The 17,852-nt window shown below is 63.2% G+C and carries 16 protein-coding genes and 3 pseudogenes; 13 read left to right on the top strand and 6 right to left on the bottom strand.

Going from position 1 to position 17,852, the window contains the following annotated elements; genetic code table 11:
• Nucleotides 1-4: 4 nt before the first annotated feature.
• The 5 genes from M3I54_RS30715 to M3I54_RS30695 all read left to right on the top strand — a co-directional run bounded on the left by M3I54_RS30715 (nucleotide 5) and on the right by M3I54_RS30695 (nucleotide 6,935).
• A complete protein-coding gene (locus M3I54_RS30715; protein ID WP_254342738.1) occupies nucleotides 5-1,462 on the top strand; it encodes an amidohydrolase family protein in 1,458 nt (485 codons plus the stop codon).
• Nucleotides 1,463-1,548: 86 nt separating this feature from the next.
• Nucleotides 1,549-3,078 (top strand): xanthine dehydrogenase small subunit, encoded by a 1,530-nt coding sequence (gene xdhA / locus M3I54_RS30710; protein ID WP_254342736.1) that lies wholly within the window; start codon nucleotides 1,549-1,551, stop codon nucleotides 3,076-3,078.
• Between the two features lie 23 nt (nucleotides 3,079-3,101).
• Nucleotides 3,102-5,447, top strand: a complete 2,346-nt coding sequence (gene xdhB, locus M3I54_RS30705) for a xanthine dehydrogenase molybdopterin binding subunit (RefSeq protein WP_254342734.1) — start codon at nucleotides 3,102-3,104, stop codon at nucleotides 5,445-5,447.
• 87 nt (nucleotides 5,448-5,534) lie between these two features.
• Nucleotides 5,535-6,050: a xanthine dehydrogenase accessory protein XdhC gene (xdhC, locus tag M3I54_RS30700; protein WP_254342732.1), complete on the top strand. Its 516-nt coding sequence runs from the start codon at nucleotides 5,535-5,537 to the stop codon at nucleotides 6,048-6,050.
• Between the two features lie 201 nt (nucleotides 6,051-6,251).
• Nucleotides 6,252-6,935 (top strand): NAD(P)H-dependent oxidoreductase, encoded by a 684-nt coding sequence (locus tag M3I54_RS30695; RefSeq protein WP_254342730.1) that lies wholly within the window; start codon nucleotides 6,252-6,254, stop codon nucleotides 6,933-6,935.
• A gap of 26 nt (nucleotides 6,936-6,961) precedes the next feature.
• Here M3I54_RS30695 and M3I54_RS30690 read toward each other — a convergent pair.
• From M3I54_RS30690 to M3I54_RS30675, 4 genes and pseudogenes are all read right to left on the bottom strand, one after another.
• Nucleotides 6,962-7,280, bottom strand: a pseudogene (locus M3I54_RS30690) (transposase); the annotation flags it as partial.
• A 387-nt stretch (nucleotides 7,281-7,667) separates the two neighbouring features.
• A complete protein-coding gene (locus tag M3I54_RS30685) occupies nucleotides 7,668-8,894 on the bottom strand; it encodes an amidohydrolase family protein (protein ID WP_254342728.1) in 1,227 nt (408 codons plus the stop codon).
• Nucleotides 8,782-9,195 carry an SRPBCC domain-containing protein gene (locus M3I54_RS30680; protein ID WP_254342725.1) on the bottom strand — a complete coding sequence of 138 codons (414 nt, stop codon included), beginning with the start codon at nucleotides 9,193-9,195 and terminating at the stop codon, nucleotides 8,782-8,784. The genes M3I54_RS30685 and M3I54_RS30680 overlap by 113 nt, the downstream gene beginning before the upstream one ends.
• A 56-nt stretch (nucleotides 9,196-9,251) precedes the next feature.
• Nucleotides 9,252-9,506 carry a phenolic acid decarboxylase gene (locus M3I54_RS30675; protein WP_254342723.1) on the bottom strand — a complete coding sequence of 85 codons (255 nt, stop codon included), beginning with the start codon at nucleotides 9,504-9,506 and terminating at the stop codon, nucleotides 9,252-9,254.
• A 16-nt stretch (nucleotides 9,507-9,522) separates the two neighbouring features.
• Between M3I54_RS30675 and M3I54_RS30670 the strand changes: the two are divergent.
• From M3I54_RS30670 to M3I54_RS30655, 4 genes and pseudogenes are all read left to right on the top strand, one after another.
• Nucleotides 9,523-10,095 (top strand): annotated as a pseudogene (locus M3I54_RS30670) (acyl-CoA synthetase); the annotation flags it as partial.
• 91 nt (nucleotides 10,096-10,186) lie between these two features.
• Complete coding sequence (locus M3I54_RS30665) at nucleotides 10,187-11,179, top strand: NADPH:quinone oxidoreductase family protein (protein ID WP_254342721.1); 993 nt, start codon at nucleotides 10,187-10,189, stop codon at nucleotides 11,177-11,179.
• A gap of 333 nt (nucleotides 11,180-11,512) precedes the next feature.
• Nucleotides 11,513-11,972 (top strand): annotated as a pseudogene (locus M3I54_RS45425) (transposase); the annotation flags it as partial.
• Nucleotides 11,955-12,671 (top strand): alpha/beta fold hydrolase, encoded by a 717-nt coding sequence (locus tag M3I54_RS30655; RefSeq protein ID WP_375542243.1) that lies wholly within the window; start codon nucleotides 11,955-11,957, stop codon nucleotides 12,669-12,671. The pseudogene M3I54_RS45425 and the gene M3I54_RS30655, both read left to right, overlap by 18 nt.
• Here the strand turns inward: M3I54_RS30655 and M3I54_RS30650 are convergent.
• Together M3I54_RS30650 and M3I54_RS30645 are read right to left on the bottom strand one after the other, a co-directional pair.
• Nucleotides 12,665-12,838: a hypothetical protein gene (locus M3I54_RS30650; protein WP_254342716.1), complete on the bottom strand. Its 174-nt coding sequence runs from the start codon at nucleotides 12,836-12,838 to the stop codon at nucleotides 12,665-12,667. The two genes, M3I54_RS30655 and M3I54_RS30650, sit on opposite strands and share 7 nt — an antisense overlap.
• A gap of 712 nt (nucleotides 12,839-13,550) precedes the next feature.
• Complete coding sequence (locus tag M3I54_RS30645) at nucleotides 13,551-14,168, bottom strand: TetR/AcrR family transcriptional regulator (RefSeq protein WP_254342714.1); 618 nt, start codon at nucleotides 14,166-14,168, stop codon at nucleotides 13,551-13,553.
• A 131-nt stretch (nucleotides 14,169-14,299) separates the two neighbouring features.
• Between M3I54_RS30645 and M3I54_RS30640 the strand changes: the two genes are divergently transcribed.
• From M3I54_RS30640 to M3I54_RS30625, 4 genes are all read left to right on the top strand, one after another.
• A complete protein-coding gene (locus M3I54_RS30640) occupies nucleotides 14,300-15,382 on the top strand; it encodes an alkene reductase (protein WP_254342712.1) in 1,083 nt (360 codons plus the stop codon).
• A 53-nt stretch (nucleotides 15,383-15,435) separates the two neighbouring features.
• Nucleotides 15,436-16,224, top strand: a complete 789-nt coding sequence (locus M3I54_RS30635) for an SDR family oxidoreductase (protein WP_254342710.1) — start codon at nucleotides 15,436-15,438, stop codon at nucleotides 16,222-16,224.
• Between the two features lie 230 nt (nucleotides 16,225-16,454).
• Entirely contained in the window at nucleotides 16,455-17,300 is an 846-nt protein-coding gene (locus M3I54_RS30630; protein ID WP_254342702.1) for an alpha/beta fold hydrolase, read from the top strand.
• 58 nt (nucleotides 17,301-17,358) lie between these two features.
• Nucleotides 17,359-17,643: a helicase gene (locus tag M3I54_RS30625; protein WP_254342700.1), complete on the top strand. Its 285-nt coding sequence runs from the start codon at nucleotides 17,359-17,361 to the stop codon at nucleotides 17,641-17,643.
• The last annotated feature ends 209 nt before the right edge of the window (nucleotides 17,644-17,852 follow it).

Raw genomic sequence — 17,852 nt, 5'->3', positions numbered from 1 at the left:
GACCATGACCGATCCAGCACACTCGACCCTGATCCGCGGCGCGGTGGCTATCATGACCGGCGGCGACAACGACGCCGGCGACCCGGCGCGCGTTGCCGGGCCGGACATTCGGATCGTCGACCACGTCATCGCGGAAGTCGGCGCGCTGACGCCGCGCCCCGGCGAGACGATCGTCGACGCGACCGGCTGCGTCGTGTACCCCGCCTGGGTCAATACGCATCATCATCTGTTTCAGTCGATCCTGAAAGGCGATCCGCTGGGGTTGGACGCGTCGCTGACTCCGTGGCTCGCGGCGACGCCCTACCGCTTTCGCGCGCTGTTTGACGAAGCACGCTTCCGGCTCGCCGCGCGCATCGGCATGATCGAACTGATCCGCTCGGGCTGCACGACGATCGCCGACCACAATTACCTGTATTACCCGGAGATGCCGTTCGACAGTTCGGCGATCCTGTTCGAAGAGGCGGAAAAACTTGGCCTTCGCTTCGTGCTGCTGCGCGGAGGCGCAACCAGGACGCGCCAGCTCGAAGCCGAGCTGCCGACGGCGCTGCGCCCCGAAACGCTCGACGCCTATTTCGCCGACGTAGAGCGGCTCGCGTCGTCGTATCACGACGCCGGGCCGGGCGCCATGCGCCGCGTCGTCGTTGCGCCCACGACCGTGCTGTACTCGGTCGAGCCGGCGCAAATGCGCGAGATCGCCGCATTTACACGGCGACTGGGCCTGCGGATGCATTCGCATCTGTCCGAGACCGTCGCCTATCGGGATCACGCGCATCGGTGGCATCAGCGTTCGCCGGTGGCGTTTTGCGGTGAGCATGATTGGCTCGGCACCGACGTGTGGTTCGCGCATCTCGTCAAGGTCGACGCAACCGAAATCGCCCTGCTAGCCCAGACCGGCACCGGACTGGCGCATTGCCCGCAGAGCAACGGCCGCCTCGGAAGCGGGATCAGCCCTGTGCGCGAAATGGCGGATGCGGGCGTGCCGATTTCCATCGGGGTCGACGGCGCCGCATCCAACGAAGCGGCCGACATGATTTCGGAAGTCCATATGGCGTGGCTCGCGCAACGCGCGAGGCTGGGAATGGCTGCCGAACCGGAATTCCAGGGCGGCCGTTTCGAAGGCGGCGCGCATGCTGCGACGGTGACGGACGTGATTCACTGGGGCACCGCAGGAGGCGCCCGGATCCTCGGCCTGCCGAATGTTGGAAAAATTGCGCCGGGCTATTCGGCCGACATTGCGGTCTATCGCCTCGACGATCCCCGCTATTTCGGGCTGCACGACCCCGCTATCGGGCCGGTCGCATCGGGAGGACGCCCGTCGCTCGCTGCCCTCTTCTCGGCCGGACGACGAATCGTCAAGGACGACGAGATCGCCGGCGTCGACATGGCCGAACTCGGCCGTCAAGCGCAGGCGGCCGTAGCCGGATTGCTCCGTGAAATCGGCGACGGCCGCCATCTGTTGTGAGTCCCGTCTTCAGCCCGTCGGTGACGGCGTGCAGAGCAGTTGTATCCAGATTTAGCCCCATTGATCGACAGTAACAATATCTGAATATGAGCCAGTCAATCAGCTTCTATCATCGTCAGGCAATCCGCGAAGTCGACGGCGCAGACGTCACCCGCACCGTGCTGCAATACCTGCGCGAGGACGCGCATTGCACGGGCACCAAGGAAGGTTGCGCGGAAGGCGACTGCGGCGCCTGCACGGTCGTCGTCGGCGAACTAACCGAAGCGGGAACCGTTGAGTTCAAGGCCGTCAACGCGTGCATCCAGTTCCTGCCGACGCTCGACGGCAAGGCGTTGCTGACCGTCGAGGGCCTGCGCCAGCCAGATGGCTCGCTGCACCCCGTGCAGCAGGCGATGGTCGATTGCCACGGCTCGCAGTGCGGCTTCTGCACGCCCGGCTTCGTGATGTCGATGTGGGCGCTCTACGAGAAGCACGGCCATGAGGCGTGCGGCAGCGCATGCGCGGCCGCGAAGGAAACGCCGACGCGCACCGAGATCGCCGACGCGCTGACGGGCAACCTGTGCCGCTGCACGGGCTACCGTCCGATCGTCGATGCGGCCGTGCAGATGTTCGATGCGCCGCCGCCTTCGGCACCCGTCGACACGGCCGCGCTCGCGCGCACGCTCGCATCGCTGAAGCGCGACGACACCTTCGACTACACGGTCGGCGACGCGCGCTTCGCGGCGCCACGCACGCTCGACGCGCTTGCCGCGCTGAAGGTCGAGCGCCCCGACGCGCGGATCCTCGCGGGGAGCACCGACATCGGCCTGTGGGTCACGAAGCAGATGCGCCGGCTCGACGATCTGATCTACGTCGGCCAGATCGCCGAACTGAAGCGCATCAAGCACGGCGACGACTGGATCGCGATCGGCGCGGCCGTGACGGTCGAGAACGCATACGCGGCGCTGGCTGGCACCTATCCGGAACTGACCGAGATGTGGAAGCGCTTCGCGTCGCTGCCGATCCGCAACGCGGGCACGCTCGGCGGCAACGTCGTGAACGGCTCGCCGATCGGCGACTCGATGCCGGGGCTCATCGCGCTCGGCGCGCGCGTCGTGCTGCGCGGCGGCGACGTCGTGCGCGAGCTGCCGCTCGAGGCGCTCTACACGGGCTACCAGCAGAAGGACATGGCGCCGCACGAATTCGTCATGGGCCTGAAGGTGCCGACCCGCAGCGGCGCACGCGCGAACCTGCGGTTCCGCACCTATAAGCTGTCGAAGCGCTTCGATTCGGACATCTCGGCCGTGTGCGCGGCGTTCGCGTTCATCGCGGACGGCGACACGATCCGCGAACCGCGCATCGCGTTCGGCGGGATGGCCGCGACGCCGAAGCGCGCGGCGCAGACGGAAGCCGTGCTCGACGGCGTGCCGTGGCACGAGGCGACCGCGCAGGCCGCGATGCAGGCGCTCGGACGGGACTACCAGCCGCTGTCCGACATGCGCGCGACGAGGGTGTACCGGCTCGACACCGCGAAGAACCTGCTGTACCGGTTCTGGCTCGAGACCCGTCCGCACGATCCGCTGCAGCCGCAGGCGCTGAGCGTGCGTGAAGTGGCCGCCGAGACGGCGCGCGCGTGACGATTGAAGCTCCGGAGAACACCGTGAACCAGCAAGCAGAACCGTTTCTGAACGCCCTCGATACGCGGGCCGATGCGGGCCAGGTGCACTTGTCGCGCCCGCACGAATCAGCGCACCTGCACGTGAGCGGCCGCGCGACCTACACCGACGACATCCCACTCGTCGCGGGCACGCTGCACGCGGCGCTCGGGTTGTCCGCGCAGGCGCACGCGAAGATCCTGTCGATGAACTTCGACGCGGTGCGCGCGACGCCCGGCGTCGTCGCGGTGTTGACGGCCGACGACATTCCGGGCGTCAACGACTGCGGCCCGATCATCCACGACGACCCCGTGCTCGCGAGCGGCGTGGTGCAGTTCGTCGGCCAGCCGATGTTCATCGTCGTCGCGACGTCGCACGAAACCGCGCGACTCGCCGCGCGCCGCGCGAGGGTCGACTACGAGGAATTGCCCGCGATCTTCACCGCGCAGGACGCGCGCAAAGCCGAGTCGTACGTGATCCCCCCGCTGAAGCTCGCGCGCGGCGATGCGGCCGCGCGGCTCGCGGCCGCGCCGCACCGCGAGGCTGGCGAGATGACGCTCGGCGGCCAGGAACAGTTCTATCTCGAAGGGCAGATCGCGTACGCGGTGCCGAAGGACGACGAAGGGATGCACGTCTACTGTTCGACGCAGCACCCGAGCGAGATGCAGCACCTCGTCGCGCACGTGCTCGGCGTCGCGTCGCACAACGTGCTGGTCGAATGCCGGCGGATGGGCGGCGGGTTCGGCGGCAAGGAATCGCAGTCGGGCCTGTTCGCGTGCTGCGCGGCGCTCGCCGCGTGGAAGCTGCTGTGCCCGGTGAAGCTGCGTCCGGACCGCGACGACGACATGATGATCACCGGCAAGCGGCACGATTTCTACTACCGCTTCGACGTCGGCTACGAAGACGACGGCCGCATCAGCGGCGTGTCGATCGACATGACATCGCGCTGCGGCTTCTCGGCCGACCTGTCGGGTCCCGTGATGACGCGCGCGGTATGCCATTTCGACAACGCGTACTGGCTGCCGGACGTCGCGATCGCTGGCTACTGCGGGAAGACCAACACACAGTCGAACACGGCGTTCCGCGGTTTCGGCGGCCCGCAGAGTGCGTTCGCGGTCGAGTACCTCCTGGACAACATCGCCCGCTCGCTCGGCCGCGATCCGCTCGACGTCCGCTACGCGAACCTGTACGGCAAGACCGAGCGCAACGTGACGCCGTACGGCCAGACGGTCGAGGACAACTGCCTGCCCGAGCTGCTCGCCGAGCTCGAGGCGACCAGCCACTACCGCACGCGCCGCGCCGGGGTGCGCGAATTCAACGCGAGCAACGCGGTCCTGAAGAAGGGCATCGCGCTGACACCGCTGAAGTTCGGCATTGCATTCAACGCGACCCACTTCAACCAGGCCGGCGCGCTCGTCCACATCTATACGGACGGCTCGGTGCTCGTGAACCACGGCGGTACGGAGATGGGGCAGGGACTCAACACGAAGGTCGCGCAGGTTGTCGCGCACGAGCTTGGGATCCCCTTCGGGCGGATCCGCGTGACGGCGACCGACACGAGCAAGGTCGCGAACACGTCGGCGACGGCCGCATCGACGGGCTCGGACCTGAACGGCAAGGCCGCGCAGGACGCGGCGCGCCAACTGCGCGAACGGCTCGCGGCGTTCGCTGCGAAGCAATACGGCGGCAGCTCGAACAATGCGAAGGACGTGCGCTTCGGCAACGACCGCGTGTGGGTCGGCGAGACCGGTGTGCCGTTCGGCGAGGTGATCGCGAAAGCGTATCTCGCACGCGTGCAGCTGTGGTCGGACGGCTTTTATGCGACGCCGAAACTGTACTGGGATCAAGCGAAGCTGCAGGGCCGGCCGTTCTTCTACTACGCGTACGGCGCGGCCGTATCCGAAGTCGTGATCGACACGCTGACGGGCGAGATGCGCACGCTGCGCGTCGACGCGCTGCACGACGTCGGCACGTCGCTGAACCCGGCGCTCGATGTCGGCCAGGTCGAAGGCGCGTTCATCCAGGGCATGGGCTGGCTCACGACCGAGGAGCTGTGGTGGAACCCGGAGGGCAAGCTGATGACGCACGCGCCGTCGACCTACAAGATCCCGACCGTCAACGACACGCCGCCCGAGTTCAACGTGCGGCTGTTCCAGAACCGCAACGTCGAGGACAGCGTCCACCGTTCGAAGGCCGTCGGCGAGCCGCCGCTGTTGCTGCCGTTCTCGGTGTTCTTCGCGGTGCGTGACGCGGTCGCAGCGATCGGTGACTATCGCGTGAATCCGCCGCTCGACGCGCCGGCGACCGGCGAGTCGATCCTGCGCGCGGTGCAGGCCGTACGCGCGGCGTGAGGCTGACATGAAACGGTCCCCACGCTCGCTTGCTCGCTGCCCTCGAGGGGGAGTCAGGACGCCTGGGACGACCCGGAGCGCCCTGACATGACAATCGCCCAACGGACCGGCCGGCGCAACCGCGCGACGGGCACGCCCGTGGCGATGCACGTCGTGCTGTTCGGTGCGGGGCACGTCGGCCATGCGCTCGTGACACTGCTCGGCCGGCTGCCGTGCGTCGTGCTATGGGTCGACACGCGCGACGAGCTGTTACCGAACGAATGTCCGCCGAACGTGCAGCCCGAGCCAACCGACACGCCGGAGGCGATCGTCGACGAAGCGCCTCCGGGCGCGTACTTCCTCGTAATGACGCACAACCACGCGCTCGATTTCGCGCTGGCCGAGCGGATCATGCGGCGGCGCGACTTCGCGTACTTCGGGATGATCGGCTCACACACGAAGCGCGTGAAGTTCGAGCGGCGGCTCGTGGCACGCGGTATCGATCCGGCGAGGATGCACGAGATGGTGTGTCCGATCGGCATCGCGGGCATCACTGACAAGGCGCCCGGCTCGATCGCGGTGGCGGTGTCCGCGGAGCTGCTGCAAATGCGCACAAAGACGTGAGCCCCTCGTTCGTGTCACGTTGGCGACGATTCCCGAAACGCGGCGCCGATGACGACGATGCCGGCCGTACCGCCCGACCACCTACCGGTTTCACGCCGGATCCGATTGTGCCGGCAACGTCCCGATTCCGCGACGTTGACAATCCGTCAGCGGACATGGCGCCAACGGGGAAACGACACATCCCGAATTGCCTGAATACGTATGGAAACAACGTTCGCTCGTCCCAGCATCGGTTGCGCGATCCGCGGCCATGACCGGACGTCCTTCTTTAACACGATATCGGAATCCAGCCAGCGCATGCGAATTCTCGTCATCTACTGCCATCCGGTTGCCACCAGCTTCAATGCAGCGCTCCACCGGGAGGTCCTGCAGAGCCTCCGCGACGCCGGTCACGACATCGACAATTGCGACCTGTACGCCGAACGTTTCAACCCGGTCCTTTCCGAAGAAGAGCGGTCGAACTATCACGATGTCCGGATCAACCGCCAGCCCGTTCAACGCTACGTCGAACGGCTACTCTGGGCCGAGGCGCTTGTGTTTTGTTTCCCGACCTGGTGCATGGGTCTGCCTGCGATGCTCAAGGGATTCTTCGACCGCGTGATGATCCCGGGGGTGGCGCTCGACGTCACCGATCCCACGCACGTCAAGCCGGCCCTCACGCACCTCAAGCATATCGCAGCGGTCGTGACCTACGGACGCCCCCGCTACGTTGCCTGGTACATGAGCGACCCGCCGCGTCGCGTCATCAAGCGCTATTTGCATTTGCTCACCGGTGGGCGCGCCCGCATTCTCTATCTGCCCTACTACCACATGAACGTGGCCACTCCGGAAAAACGGAACGCCTTCAGGCGAAAGGTCCGCAAAGCCATGGAGCGCTTCGGCTGAGCGAGACGCATCTGATTTCCCGACAATGCTATCTGGCTGCTCCCGCTGCCGCATAGGAGGTCGCCTTCCCAGTGGCCCCGTGCCGCGCGATCTTCAACTGTTGCCGGACGTTCGCTGAGCGATACCGTGTCGCGAATCCTGCCGTAATCGTCCGTCTTTTGCGTGTGATGGCGCGAGCGGCGCATGGCCCGGGTGCGCCGCAAGTGTTCCAGCAACTCCTTCTTCAGGGCGCCATGGGCCTGAATGAAGAGACTGCGATAGATAGTCTCGTGGGACACGTGGCAGTCCTTGTTGTCTGGGTACGCACGCCTTGAGGCACCCGGCAATCTGCTGCGGTGACGACTGCCGCTGGAGCTCGGGAGCTCGCCTGCAACGATCTGCGCCGAGTGATTCCGGTCATAAAGCTGAGCGATCTTGTGGAGAGATTCTCCGTTCTGCCAACGCTCCCACATCTGGTGGATCGTAGCGCACTAGAGTCGCACGTCCCATTCAAAGCTTACCGCATCAACTCGGCCGCCTGAAGGCCGGGCGACTGGCGAGTGCATCGAAGTCGGCTGAGAGCGGCTTGCACGTTCGCAACTCGAAGGAACAGCCACATCGACTTCGTATGGCTCAAGGTCGTCGACAATCCTGGACTAGCGTGTGGCTGGACGCGTCCAGCTGCGAACCTGCGATTCGTGATCCCGTCCAGGGGGAAGAGATTCCATATCTATCGCGCCCGCAAGTACATCGTCAACCTGGCAGCTTCGCTGTATGAGGTTGCCAGTTGGCCTGCAGTGCATGGGCGCGCGCGTAGACCTTCTCCATCTCCGCGCGCAGCGGCGCGACGGATTCATCCGCGAGGTCTAACTCCGCGCCCAGTGCCTGGTAAGCGACGTTGATCTCCCGCAGCATTGCGCCTTCATCGACGCGCGTGAGTCGGCCGTTCCGCATGACTGCCTCGCCCGCAACAAACACGCTGTCGATAGCGGCGCCGCGCTCGGCATACACCAGTTGCCGCACCGGATCGGCTAACGGCGTGAAGCTGATCGCGTCAGTCCGGTAAGCGACCAGGTCGGCGCTATAACCCGCCTCGATTGCACCGAGCTGGCTGCCTAGTCCGAGCGCGGTTGCGCCGCCAATTGTCCCCGCATGCAGAGCTTCAGCTGCGGACAACCAGCGCGAATAATCGTCGCCGCGTATTTTCGAGACTGCTGCGGCGCTGCCAAGCACGTTGAGCATATTGACGGTGACCGTCGACGCGCAGCCGTCGGAGCCGAGACTCACGTTGACGCCTGCATCGAGCAGCGCTCGCACCGGTTGAATGCCCGAGCCGAGCATCAGGTTGCTCCATGGATTGTGCTGCACGCTCGCACCCGATTGAGCCAGGCACGCGATCTCCGCATCCGACAACCAGACCGCGTGGATCAGCGATGTGCCTGGCCGCAGAAATTCCAGTTCGGCAAGGCGCATCAGCATGGACTTGCCGTAGAAGGCTTGCGCCGTTACCACCTGCAAGCGGGTTTCCTGAATGTGGATGATGACCGGCAGATCATGCGTGTCGGCGAATTCGCGGCAACGCGCGAGAAATTCTGGCGTGCAGCGCTGCGGTGCGGAAGGGGCGATCAGCATACCCACCCGATAATGCTGGGGATGGTGATGCGCCAACTCGCTTTCCAGCAGCGCGAAGAACGTATCGGGAGAGGGCCGCGGCTGCGCACGCAGTTGCGCAAGCAGCGCGGGCGGGAAAATGCTGTCGACCTCCGGGAAGTTGTCGACGATCGCGCGATCCATCATCGAGAACCCCACGAGCGCGCGAATCCCTGCGTCCTCGTAGGCCTGGAAGATAGAGTCGACAGCGGCGGGGTCAATGGTTTGCGCAAGCTTCTGCCCGCGCCCACCAACACGAGGAGAGCGCCTCGCCCCAATAGGTGTTGCAAAGCGGCAGATGCGGATTGTCTTCCGACCATCCTTCGTCATGAAGTTCGACAAGGGTGCGTCCATCAGGCAGGTCAGTGAGGTCGATGGTCAGGTGCTTGGCGTCTGAGGCGCCCGGTCCCTCGATACAGGTCTGGACGATCTTGCTACCGTCCAGCAGACGGTCTGTTCGCCACCCAAAGCGCAAACCGGGCCGGCGATCCAGATAAAAGGTGTCACCTTCGGCGATCTTTCCGGTAATTGCGCCGAGATGCCAGCCTTGCATCCCCTGGATGTCAGTGAGGGCACGATAGACGACATCCCGGGCAGCTGCGATCTTGATGGCGTGGCGAAGCGTAACCATGTTTCTTCTCCAGTGGTAGTTAGGCGACCGATTCTGCGACCGTGCTAGATGCCGGGCTAGTTGGTGCGATCCAGGTACCCGTCCGGAAGCTGCCCTGGCGCCTGCGCAATCACGGCATCATTGTCAGGGCCGCACTGCTCCATAAAGGTGACTTTCGCGAATTCACTGACGATGACATAGGGGTACGCTGGCCCCTCATCGCGGAAGCGATGCATGTCTTCAATGAAGTCGTTCTGATAGCAGATCGTCTTCTCCGGGTGTTGCCCTTCTCCAGCGATCCACTGTGGGAAGAAGATCGTGCCATGCACCATCTTCCGGGGAAGAGGGCAAGGTGTACGAGCGGCCGCGTTCGAGAACATGTCGGTGGCCGATCTTGCGACGCTTGAACCGGTGCCAGCCGATAGCAAATCTTGCGGCGAGGTTATGGTCCGGGGGAATACGGTAATGATGGGATACTTCAAGAATGCCGACGCAACGGCAAAAGCTTTCGCCGGCGGTTGGTTTCATACCGGAGATCTTGCGGTCGTTCACCCAGACGGCTATATCCAGATCACAGACCGCTCCAAGGACGTCATCATCTCGGGGGGAGAAAATATCTCGTCTGTAGAAGTGGAGGAGGTCATCTATCGCATGTCCGGCGTGCTCAACGTGGCCGTCGTCGCTCAGCCGGATGACAAATGGTGCGAGACTCCTTGTGCGTTTGTCGAACTGAAGCCGGATGCCTCCCCCATCACGGAGCAGGATGTCATCCTGTTCTGCCGGGAGCGGCTAGCGCATTTCAAATGCCCTCGTCGCGTGATCTTCGGAGAATTGCCCAAGACCACTACAGGCAAGATCCAGAAGTTTCGTCTGCGGGAGCAAGCGGGCAGCCAGGTGGCGATCACGAGGTTGGCGGGATGAAGCGGTTGGTCCGCTGAGCGCGCCATGCGCTGTAAAGTGCGGCTATGGTCAAGTGCGGCTGTAGTCGCGCATATTCGTGCGTGGGTTCGTCATGGTGCTCGCGATGGAGATAAACGTGCAAAGCTTCTCAGGAACAGAGTTCGATCCCGGCTCCTATGCGTTGATTGATGCGCCGATGCCGGAGCCCGGTCCCGGGCAACTGCGGATTCGCATCGAAGCAACGGCTCTTGGTTTCGTTGACGGCCTGATGATGCACGGCCGCTATCAGATCAAGCCGCACTTGCCTTACGTACCGGGCGGAGAGATTGCTGGCGTGGTCGACGCCGTCGGTCCGGGCGTGACGCAGCCACTTGTCGATGAACGTGTCGTCACGTGGCAGCTAGGGGGAGGCCTGGCGGAATACGTAGTGGTCGATGCCGCTGACGTGGACGTTGTCCCCGGCGGGCTACCGATGCCCGTTGCCGCAGCCATGCTGGTGGACTACCAGACGGCACACTACGCGTTGTTCGATCAGGGACGTTTAACGGCCGCCGATACGCTGCTGGTGCTGGGAGCCGGTGGTGCGGTGTCGTCCGCCGCCATTCAGCTTGCAGGGCATGCCGGGGCGCGCGTGATCGCGGCGGCGTCTAGCGAGTTCAAGCGTCAAGCCGCATGCGAGCTAGGTGCAGTGGCTGCCATCGACTACAGCCTTCCGGATTGGAGGGAGGCGCTCAAGCGAGTCGCGCCAGAAGGCGTCGACGTCGTGCTCGACCCTGTTGGCGCAAACATGTTCGAGCCGGCATTCCGCTCGCTGGCCAAAGGCGGCCGCTATCTCGTGATCGGATTTGCGGGCGGCGCCATTCCGTCGCTCCCGGTCAACCTCGCGCTTCTCAAGAACGCCACCCTGCATGGGGTCGATGTGCGGTATTTCCTGGCAAACCGGCCGGAACAGGCGCGGCGTGTACGCACTGCGCTGTTTTCGATGGTCGCCCGCGACCACCTTCGACCACCTGCGACTATCGCTTTCCCTCTCGCAAACGCAAGGGACGCTGTGCTGGCAACATTTGACCGAAGTAGGCGCGGGAAAATCGTCGTGCTTCCCTGAGCGGCCGTCGGTGCGAGCGACGCTGGGATTCATGCGCTCAAAGCCGGGCATGCTCGGCTTCCGGTCCGTCGTGCGGAGCGCGTAGCGATGGCTGTCTGGGAGTCCTACGCTTTCCACCCACATGATCTTAGCCTGAGCTTTTATCTGCTGGGCGGCGCTCGGGACTCACCTACGAATGACCGAGACGACCGACTTGTTGAAAGGTTGACCAACGCAATGCGTCCCCTTAGGACAGCGCTAGAAAAACTTAGCGCACCCGCCCCCGGCGTCAGACTACTTGTCGTGTTATCTGATTCTTAGAGACATGGTCTGGGGGCGGTAAAATCAGGGTTAATGAAAGCCTACTCAGTAGAAAGAAAAGAAGCGCTGGTACGGCGCATGATGCCGCCGGAGAATGCGCTGGTTTCGGCGCTGGCCAGAGAAACGGGGATTACAGAACAGACGTTGTACACGTGGCGCCGACAGGCGAAAGGACAAGGGTTGGCTGTGCCTGGCGATGGGAAGAATCCGGAAGGATGGTCTTCGGAGGACAACTTTGCAGTCGTGCTGGAAACCGCGCCGCTCAATGCAGCGGAGCTGGCCGAGTATTGCCGTCGGAAGGGTCTTTATCCGGAGCAGATCTCTGTCTAGCGAGCCGCTTGCCGTTCGGCCAATGCAAATACCACGGAGCAGGCACGCGAGCAGCGCCAGCAGTCGAAAGAGGACAGGAAGCGTATCTAGCAGCTTGAGAAGGAATTGCAGGGCAAGGGAGAAGGCGCTGGCGGAAGCGGCTGCGCTGCTGATCCTGAGAAAAAATGTCCAGGCGACCATCCAGGCGCTTGTCGAGGCCGGCATCGATCTCATTGAGGTCTCCGGCGGAACCTACGAAGCGCCGGCCATGAGCGGAGCCTTCCAGAAGCCAGGAAAGGCCTCCACAGCAGCTCGCGAAGCGTACTTTCTGGAGTTCGCGGAAGAAGTGCGCAAAAGGATCCAGGTGCCGCTAATGGTCACCGGGGGCTTCCGCACTGCCGACGGCATGAACGCTGCACTGCGTTCCGGGTCACTGGACGTTGTTGGCGAAGGCATCAGTGCCGTGACCGGCGTAACCTTCTACGACATGCTCCGAGGCTTCTTCACCGGCCAGGATCCGAAGCAGTATCTGTTCTTCGCCCATACGCCCGACGGTATCGATGCTGGCAAAGCGTTCCTGGCTCGTTTGAACGAGCGCTCGGAGAACCGTGACAAGAAAATCTCCGTGGCCGCGTTTCTGGCGCAATTGGAGGCGATTCGCGCCTGGGGCCGGAAAGAGCCAGAGAACCTGTCGTTGGTGCAGAACCCGGTGTTCGTTGTCAACGGCGATAGCGATCGGATGGTCCCAAGCAAGAACTCGGAAGACCTGGTGCGGCGCCTGCCGAACAGCAAGCTCCTCATCTACCCTGATTCCGGCCACGGCGCGGTGTTTCAGTTCTACGCGGACTTTGTGCCCAAGGCGCTAGAGTTCCCTGCTCAATAAGCTTGGAAGAAAGCGCCCACCCGGGCGCGCGATCGCCGCAGGCAGCGTGCCGGAAGGGCGAAGAGCACGTTTGAAGTTTTGAAGCAATAGCCTTCTGGTTCGGCTGCTCGCACCGAACAAGAGAATTTCATATTCATACTTGGTAACTTCTTAAGGATTTCCAACATGTTTGGTGTTCCATTCACCGTCGCGACTCGCTTCGTGGAAGTCGATGGCAATAGATTCACCTATCGCCGGTGGGACAACACGACGGTTACTGGCCATGGCCGACGACGCAGCCGCGGTTATACGAACACTGAGCATTCGCGGGGTTGATGTTTTGTGTTTCTCGCTTCGATGTTTTCAGGCCCAGGATCTGGCGCACGTCATCCCGATCTTGTTCGAAAACTCTTGCGGGTCTGCATCAAGAGACTCGCGGAATCAGTGGTGACTTTGTCGAGATAATGTGGTTCCAGAGACTAACGGAGTGCCTGAAGCCAGAAACAGAAAAACGAGTTTCGTAAAAGAATACTGAAGCATGACAATCTTGGTAGTCCAAACATTCTGGACAGTTGTTGCGGAAATGCCGCCCAACTCTCCTAATGAGGTGATTGATGGAGGAAATTTTGCTGAATAAAACGGAAACTCGTTGCCTCGTATATTCCGGGGAGCAGGCCGATATTTTTGAAAAGTGGGTTCACTATTTCGGGGCGACCGACCCAAATGAACTCGATCTTGGAATGCTAATGGCTATCCACGATTGGGTCATGGACCGTTTGGAGCCGAGAGCCAGAGGTCAACGGCAAGAACGATAATCGGTTCCGCAGGGGGCTCATCGGCTTTCTGATGTTTTGTGCTCTATGAGTCCCAGCGACTTCCAGTCGGCCGTTTGTGTCCGTATCACTTCGGCTGGGCGGAGTTGTCGTTACGGTGATTGCGCGCTGTCGCGGGCGAACTCAGTGACGCGAGAATTTTGTCGCGGCAAACCGCGAGGATTTCGTCGGCCAGCGGCGAGTCGTCCGGACAGGCCCGTGACATGACGATGGCGCCCACCGCGTGCGCCAGTATGTCAAGGGACTGGGCTCGCGCCCGTCCCGCATCCACGCCGTCCGACGCAGTGCCCTCGGGGGACAGCACCGCCAGCAGGCTTTCAATGCCCGCCGCAAACGTGGCGCGAACCGCTTCCGGCTGACGCGCGGCATCCCCGCCGAGTGCGGCCATCGTGCAGCCGGTCGCGCGGGTGTCGCGGTGCTCGCGGGAAAGGTAATACCGCACGAACTCCGGCGCGTTGACACCCGCGCTCAGCGCCACGGTCTGCGCGATGCCGCAGGCCGCCGATTCCCCCATCAGGTCGGCCTTGGAGCGGAACTGCTTGTAAAAGCCGCCGTGGGTGAAGCCGGCGGCGGCCATCAGATCGGCAACGCCAATCCCGTCGTAGCCGCGCTCCCGAAACAGCCTGGACGCCGTCTCGACAACGTGCTCCCGGTTGGCCTGTGCCTGTGCCTTGGTGATCTTCATGTTCTGACCACGATGGGTTCATGTGTGGGAAGACGCCATTATACATTGATGTCAATCGTCATCAAAACCTTGACGGAATAGATTATGATCGTCATTATTGATCCTATTTCCAACCTCGAACCTGACGCAACATGACCGATAAGACGCTTTTCGAACCCTACGCTTTGGGCGGTCTGACCCTCGCCAATCGCTTTGTCATGGCGCCGCTGACCCGCAACCGCGCGGGCGCGGGGCTGGTGCCCAGCGAACTGGCTGCGACCTATTACGCGCAGCGTGCCTCGGCCGGCCTGATCATCACGGAGGCCACTCAGGTGTCGGCACAAGCCCAGGGCTATCAGGACACCCCCGGCTTGTACACACCCGAGCAGATCGCTGGTTGGCGCACGGTCACCGAGGCTGTGCATGCCAAGGGTGGGCGCATCTTCGCGCAACTCTGGCACGTCGGCCGTGTTGCGCACGTCGATCTGCAGCCCGGCGGCGCTGCGCCGGTCGCACCGTCGGCCATCCGTGCAGCGACCAAGACCTTCGTGAACAACGGATTTGCCGACGTCTCCGAACCGCGCGCTCTGGAACTCGCCGAACTGCCGGGCATCGTGAACGACTTCCGCCAGGCTGCGGCGAACGCCATTGCAGCCGGCTTCGACGGCGTAGAGATCCACGGCGCCAACGGCTATCTGCTGGAGCAGTTCATCAAAGACGGGGCGAACGAGCGCACTGACGCCTACGGCGGCTCGATCGAGAATCGCGCGCGCCTGTTGCTGGAAGTCGTCGCCGCCGTGGTGGAAGAAATCGGCGCCGACCGCACCGGGGTGCGCATCTCGCCCGTGTCGCCCGCAAACGGCATGTCGAGCAGCGATCCTCAGCCGCAGTACGACTACATCGCCGGGCAGCTTAGCGCGCTGGGCATCGTCTACCTGCATGTGGTCGAGGGTGCTACCGGCGGCCCGCGCGATGTCGCACCATTCGACTACGGCGCGCTGCGCCGCCGGTTCAAGCAAACCTACCTGGCCAACAACGGCTACGACCTGGAACTCGCTACGGCCCGCCTCAACGAGGGCAAGGCAGACCTGTTCGCCTTCGGCCGTCCTTTTATCAGCAACCCCGATCTGGTCGAGCGCCTGAAGACCGGCGCACCGCTGGCGCAGCCCGACTTCGCCACGCTCTATGGTGGCGGCGCTGCGGGCTACACCGACTACCCGACCATCGCCGCCTGAGGCGCGCGCTGCTTGCACCCCCGCCAGAGCGACCCTAGCAAAGCAAATAACTCATGACCACACTTCCGACTGTTCTTATCACCGGCGCCTCCTCCGGCATCGGCGCGATCTATGCCGAGCGCTTCGCCGGCCGCGGCCACGACCTCGTGCTGGTTGCACGCGACAAGGCGCGCCTCGATGCGCTGGCCGCGCGCCTGCGTGAACAAAGCGGTGTGGCCGTCCAAGTGCTGCAGGCCGACCTCACCCAGCCCGCCGACCTGGCTGCGCTCGAGACTCGCCTGCGCGACGACACTCGCATAGGCATCCTGATTAACAACGCCGGCATGGCCCAGTCAGGCGGCTTCGTCCAGCAGACGGCCGAGGGCATCGAGCGCCTGATCGCGCTCAACACCACGGCGCTGACGCGGCTCGCAGCCGCGGTCGCTCCGCGCTTTGTGCAGTCTGGTACTGGCGCGATCGTCAACATTGGCTCGGTGGTGGGTTTCGCGCCCGAATTCGGCATGTCGATCTACGGCGCCACCAAGGCGTTCGTGCTGTTCCTGTCGCAGGGACTGAACCTGGAGTTGTCGCCCAAGGGCGTCTACGTACAGGCGGTGTTGCCGGCGGCGACCCGCACGGAGATCTGGGAGCGTGCCGGCATCGACGTCAATGCGCTTACCGAGGTGATGGAGGTCGGCGAACTGGTCGATGCGGCACTGGTCGGCTTCGATCGCCGCGAACTGATCACCATCCCTCCGCTGCACGTGGCCGGCCGCTGGGAGGCGCTGGACGGCGCGCGTCAAGGACTCGTGTCGGACATTCGACAAGCGCATGCGGCTGAGCGCTATCGGCCAGAAGCCTGACCACGGCGGGTTCCGTCTGACTTGAAAGCCAGGCCATGCCTTGTCGACCGATAACCATTGTTTTCCTCCGTGAACTGTCCGCTGCGCTCGTTTCACCGTTCGCTGCGGCCAGCGAGGCGAAGCCCCGTTAGGACTTCGTACCCGGAGTGCTGGCATTTTGGGTGCAGTGAACGTGCGAAGGTCCCCCAACCAGACCAGCACCCTGCTTCAGCCTCTCAAAAGGTAACTACATGACTGATACTCACATCACCACGCCCACCCGCTTCGTAGATGTCGACGGTACTCGATTCGCCTACCGCCGCTGGGGTGACACCGCCTCCTCGCAGCCGCCTTTACTGTTTCTGCAGCACTTCCGCGGCGGCATGGACCACTGGGACCCGTTGATAACGGACGGTCTCGCAGAAGGTCGCGAAGTCATCCTTTACAACGGCCGCGGCATCGCTTCGTCCGGCGGTCAACCACGCACACGCATTGAGGACATGGCCGATGACGCAGCCGCCTTCGTTCGCGTGCTGGGCTTGCAGCAGATCGATGTTCTCGGCTTTTCGCTGGGTGGCTTCCAGGCGCTGGATCTGACCCGGCGCCATCCGGAATTGGTGCGCAAACTGCTGCTGCTGGGCACCGGCCCTCGAGGCGGCGACCCCGACATGGAACCACGCGTGCTGAGCACGGCAGTCAACCCTGTCCCCGTCTTCGAAGACTTTCTCTACCTGTTCTTCGGCCGATCGGCGCAAGCTGAGCAGGCAGCGCGCGAGTTCTGGGAACGGCGTCATCAGCGCGTCGACCAGGACCCCCCGTCTTCCGCGGAGGTGGCGAAAGCGCAGATCGAGGCCAACATGCTGTATCTGCCGAGACTCTCGGAAGGCGATCCATTCGCCTACCTGCGCGACATTCAGCAGCCCACGTTCATCCTCAACGGCGTAAACGACGTGATGATCCCGACGGTCAACTCGTTCTATATGGTCCGCAACCTGCCGAACGCCCAGTTGTTCATCTACGCGGACTCAGGTCACGCTGCACAGTTCCAGCACCCGCAGCGCTTCCTTCATCACGTTGAGCAGTTTCTTGCCGAGTGACCGCGACGGCAGTGTTCGCCCGAACTCGCATTTTCCCCATGTTTCCACGTTGGCCGTCATGTTCAAGTTCAAATTTCTGTTGTGGGCATTTGCCCAGATCCTGAAGCGACAGATCAAAAACAATCCCAACTGTGCGCGTTACGTCGCGGGCAAGACCTTGGTGTTTCAGATTCGCACGGTTTCCGGCGTCGGTCGTCATTACGTCATCCGCGATGGCGTTATCCGATCCTTTGCCGGACTGACGGCGAACCCCCAGTTCACGCTCAGCTTCAAGAATGCCGCGAAAGGCTTCGAGATCCTGTCGGCCCAGACTGTGTCAAAACGCCTGGCCAGAGGAGATTGACAAGATCTGTCTCGGTATTGGCCGCGGCATGTGAATTGCGGGAACACCAGCTTCAAACCATGGCCACGCATATTGCAAAGGCTCAACAACCCCGTGCGGGCATCATGCTCGCATCGCCTTCATAGCCATTTCCGAGCCGATCAGCTTGATCACCCGCTTCATGTTGTACGCGAGCACATGCAAGCTCATCTCCGTGCTCACCCGCTCGA

This window comes from Paraburkholderia sp. CNPSo 3274 (genome assembly GCF_024206475.1).
Taxonomy (GTDB): domain Bacteria; phylum Pseudomonadota; class Gammaproteobacteria; order Burkholderiales; family Burkholderiaceae; genus Paraburkholderia.
The sequence above is the reverse complement of the archived record's forward strand: the minus strand, read 5'-3'. Positions and strand labels throughout refer to the sequence as shown.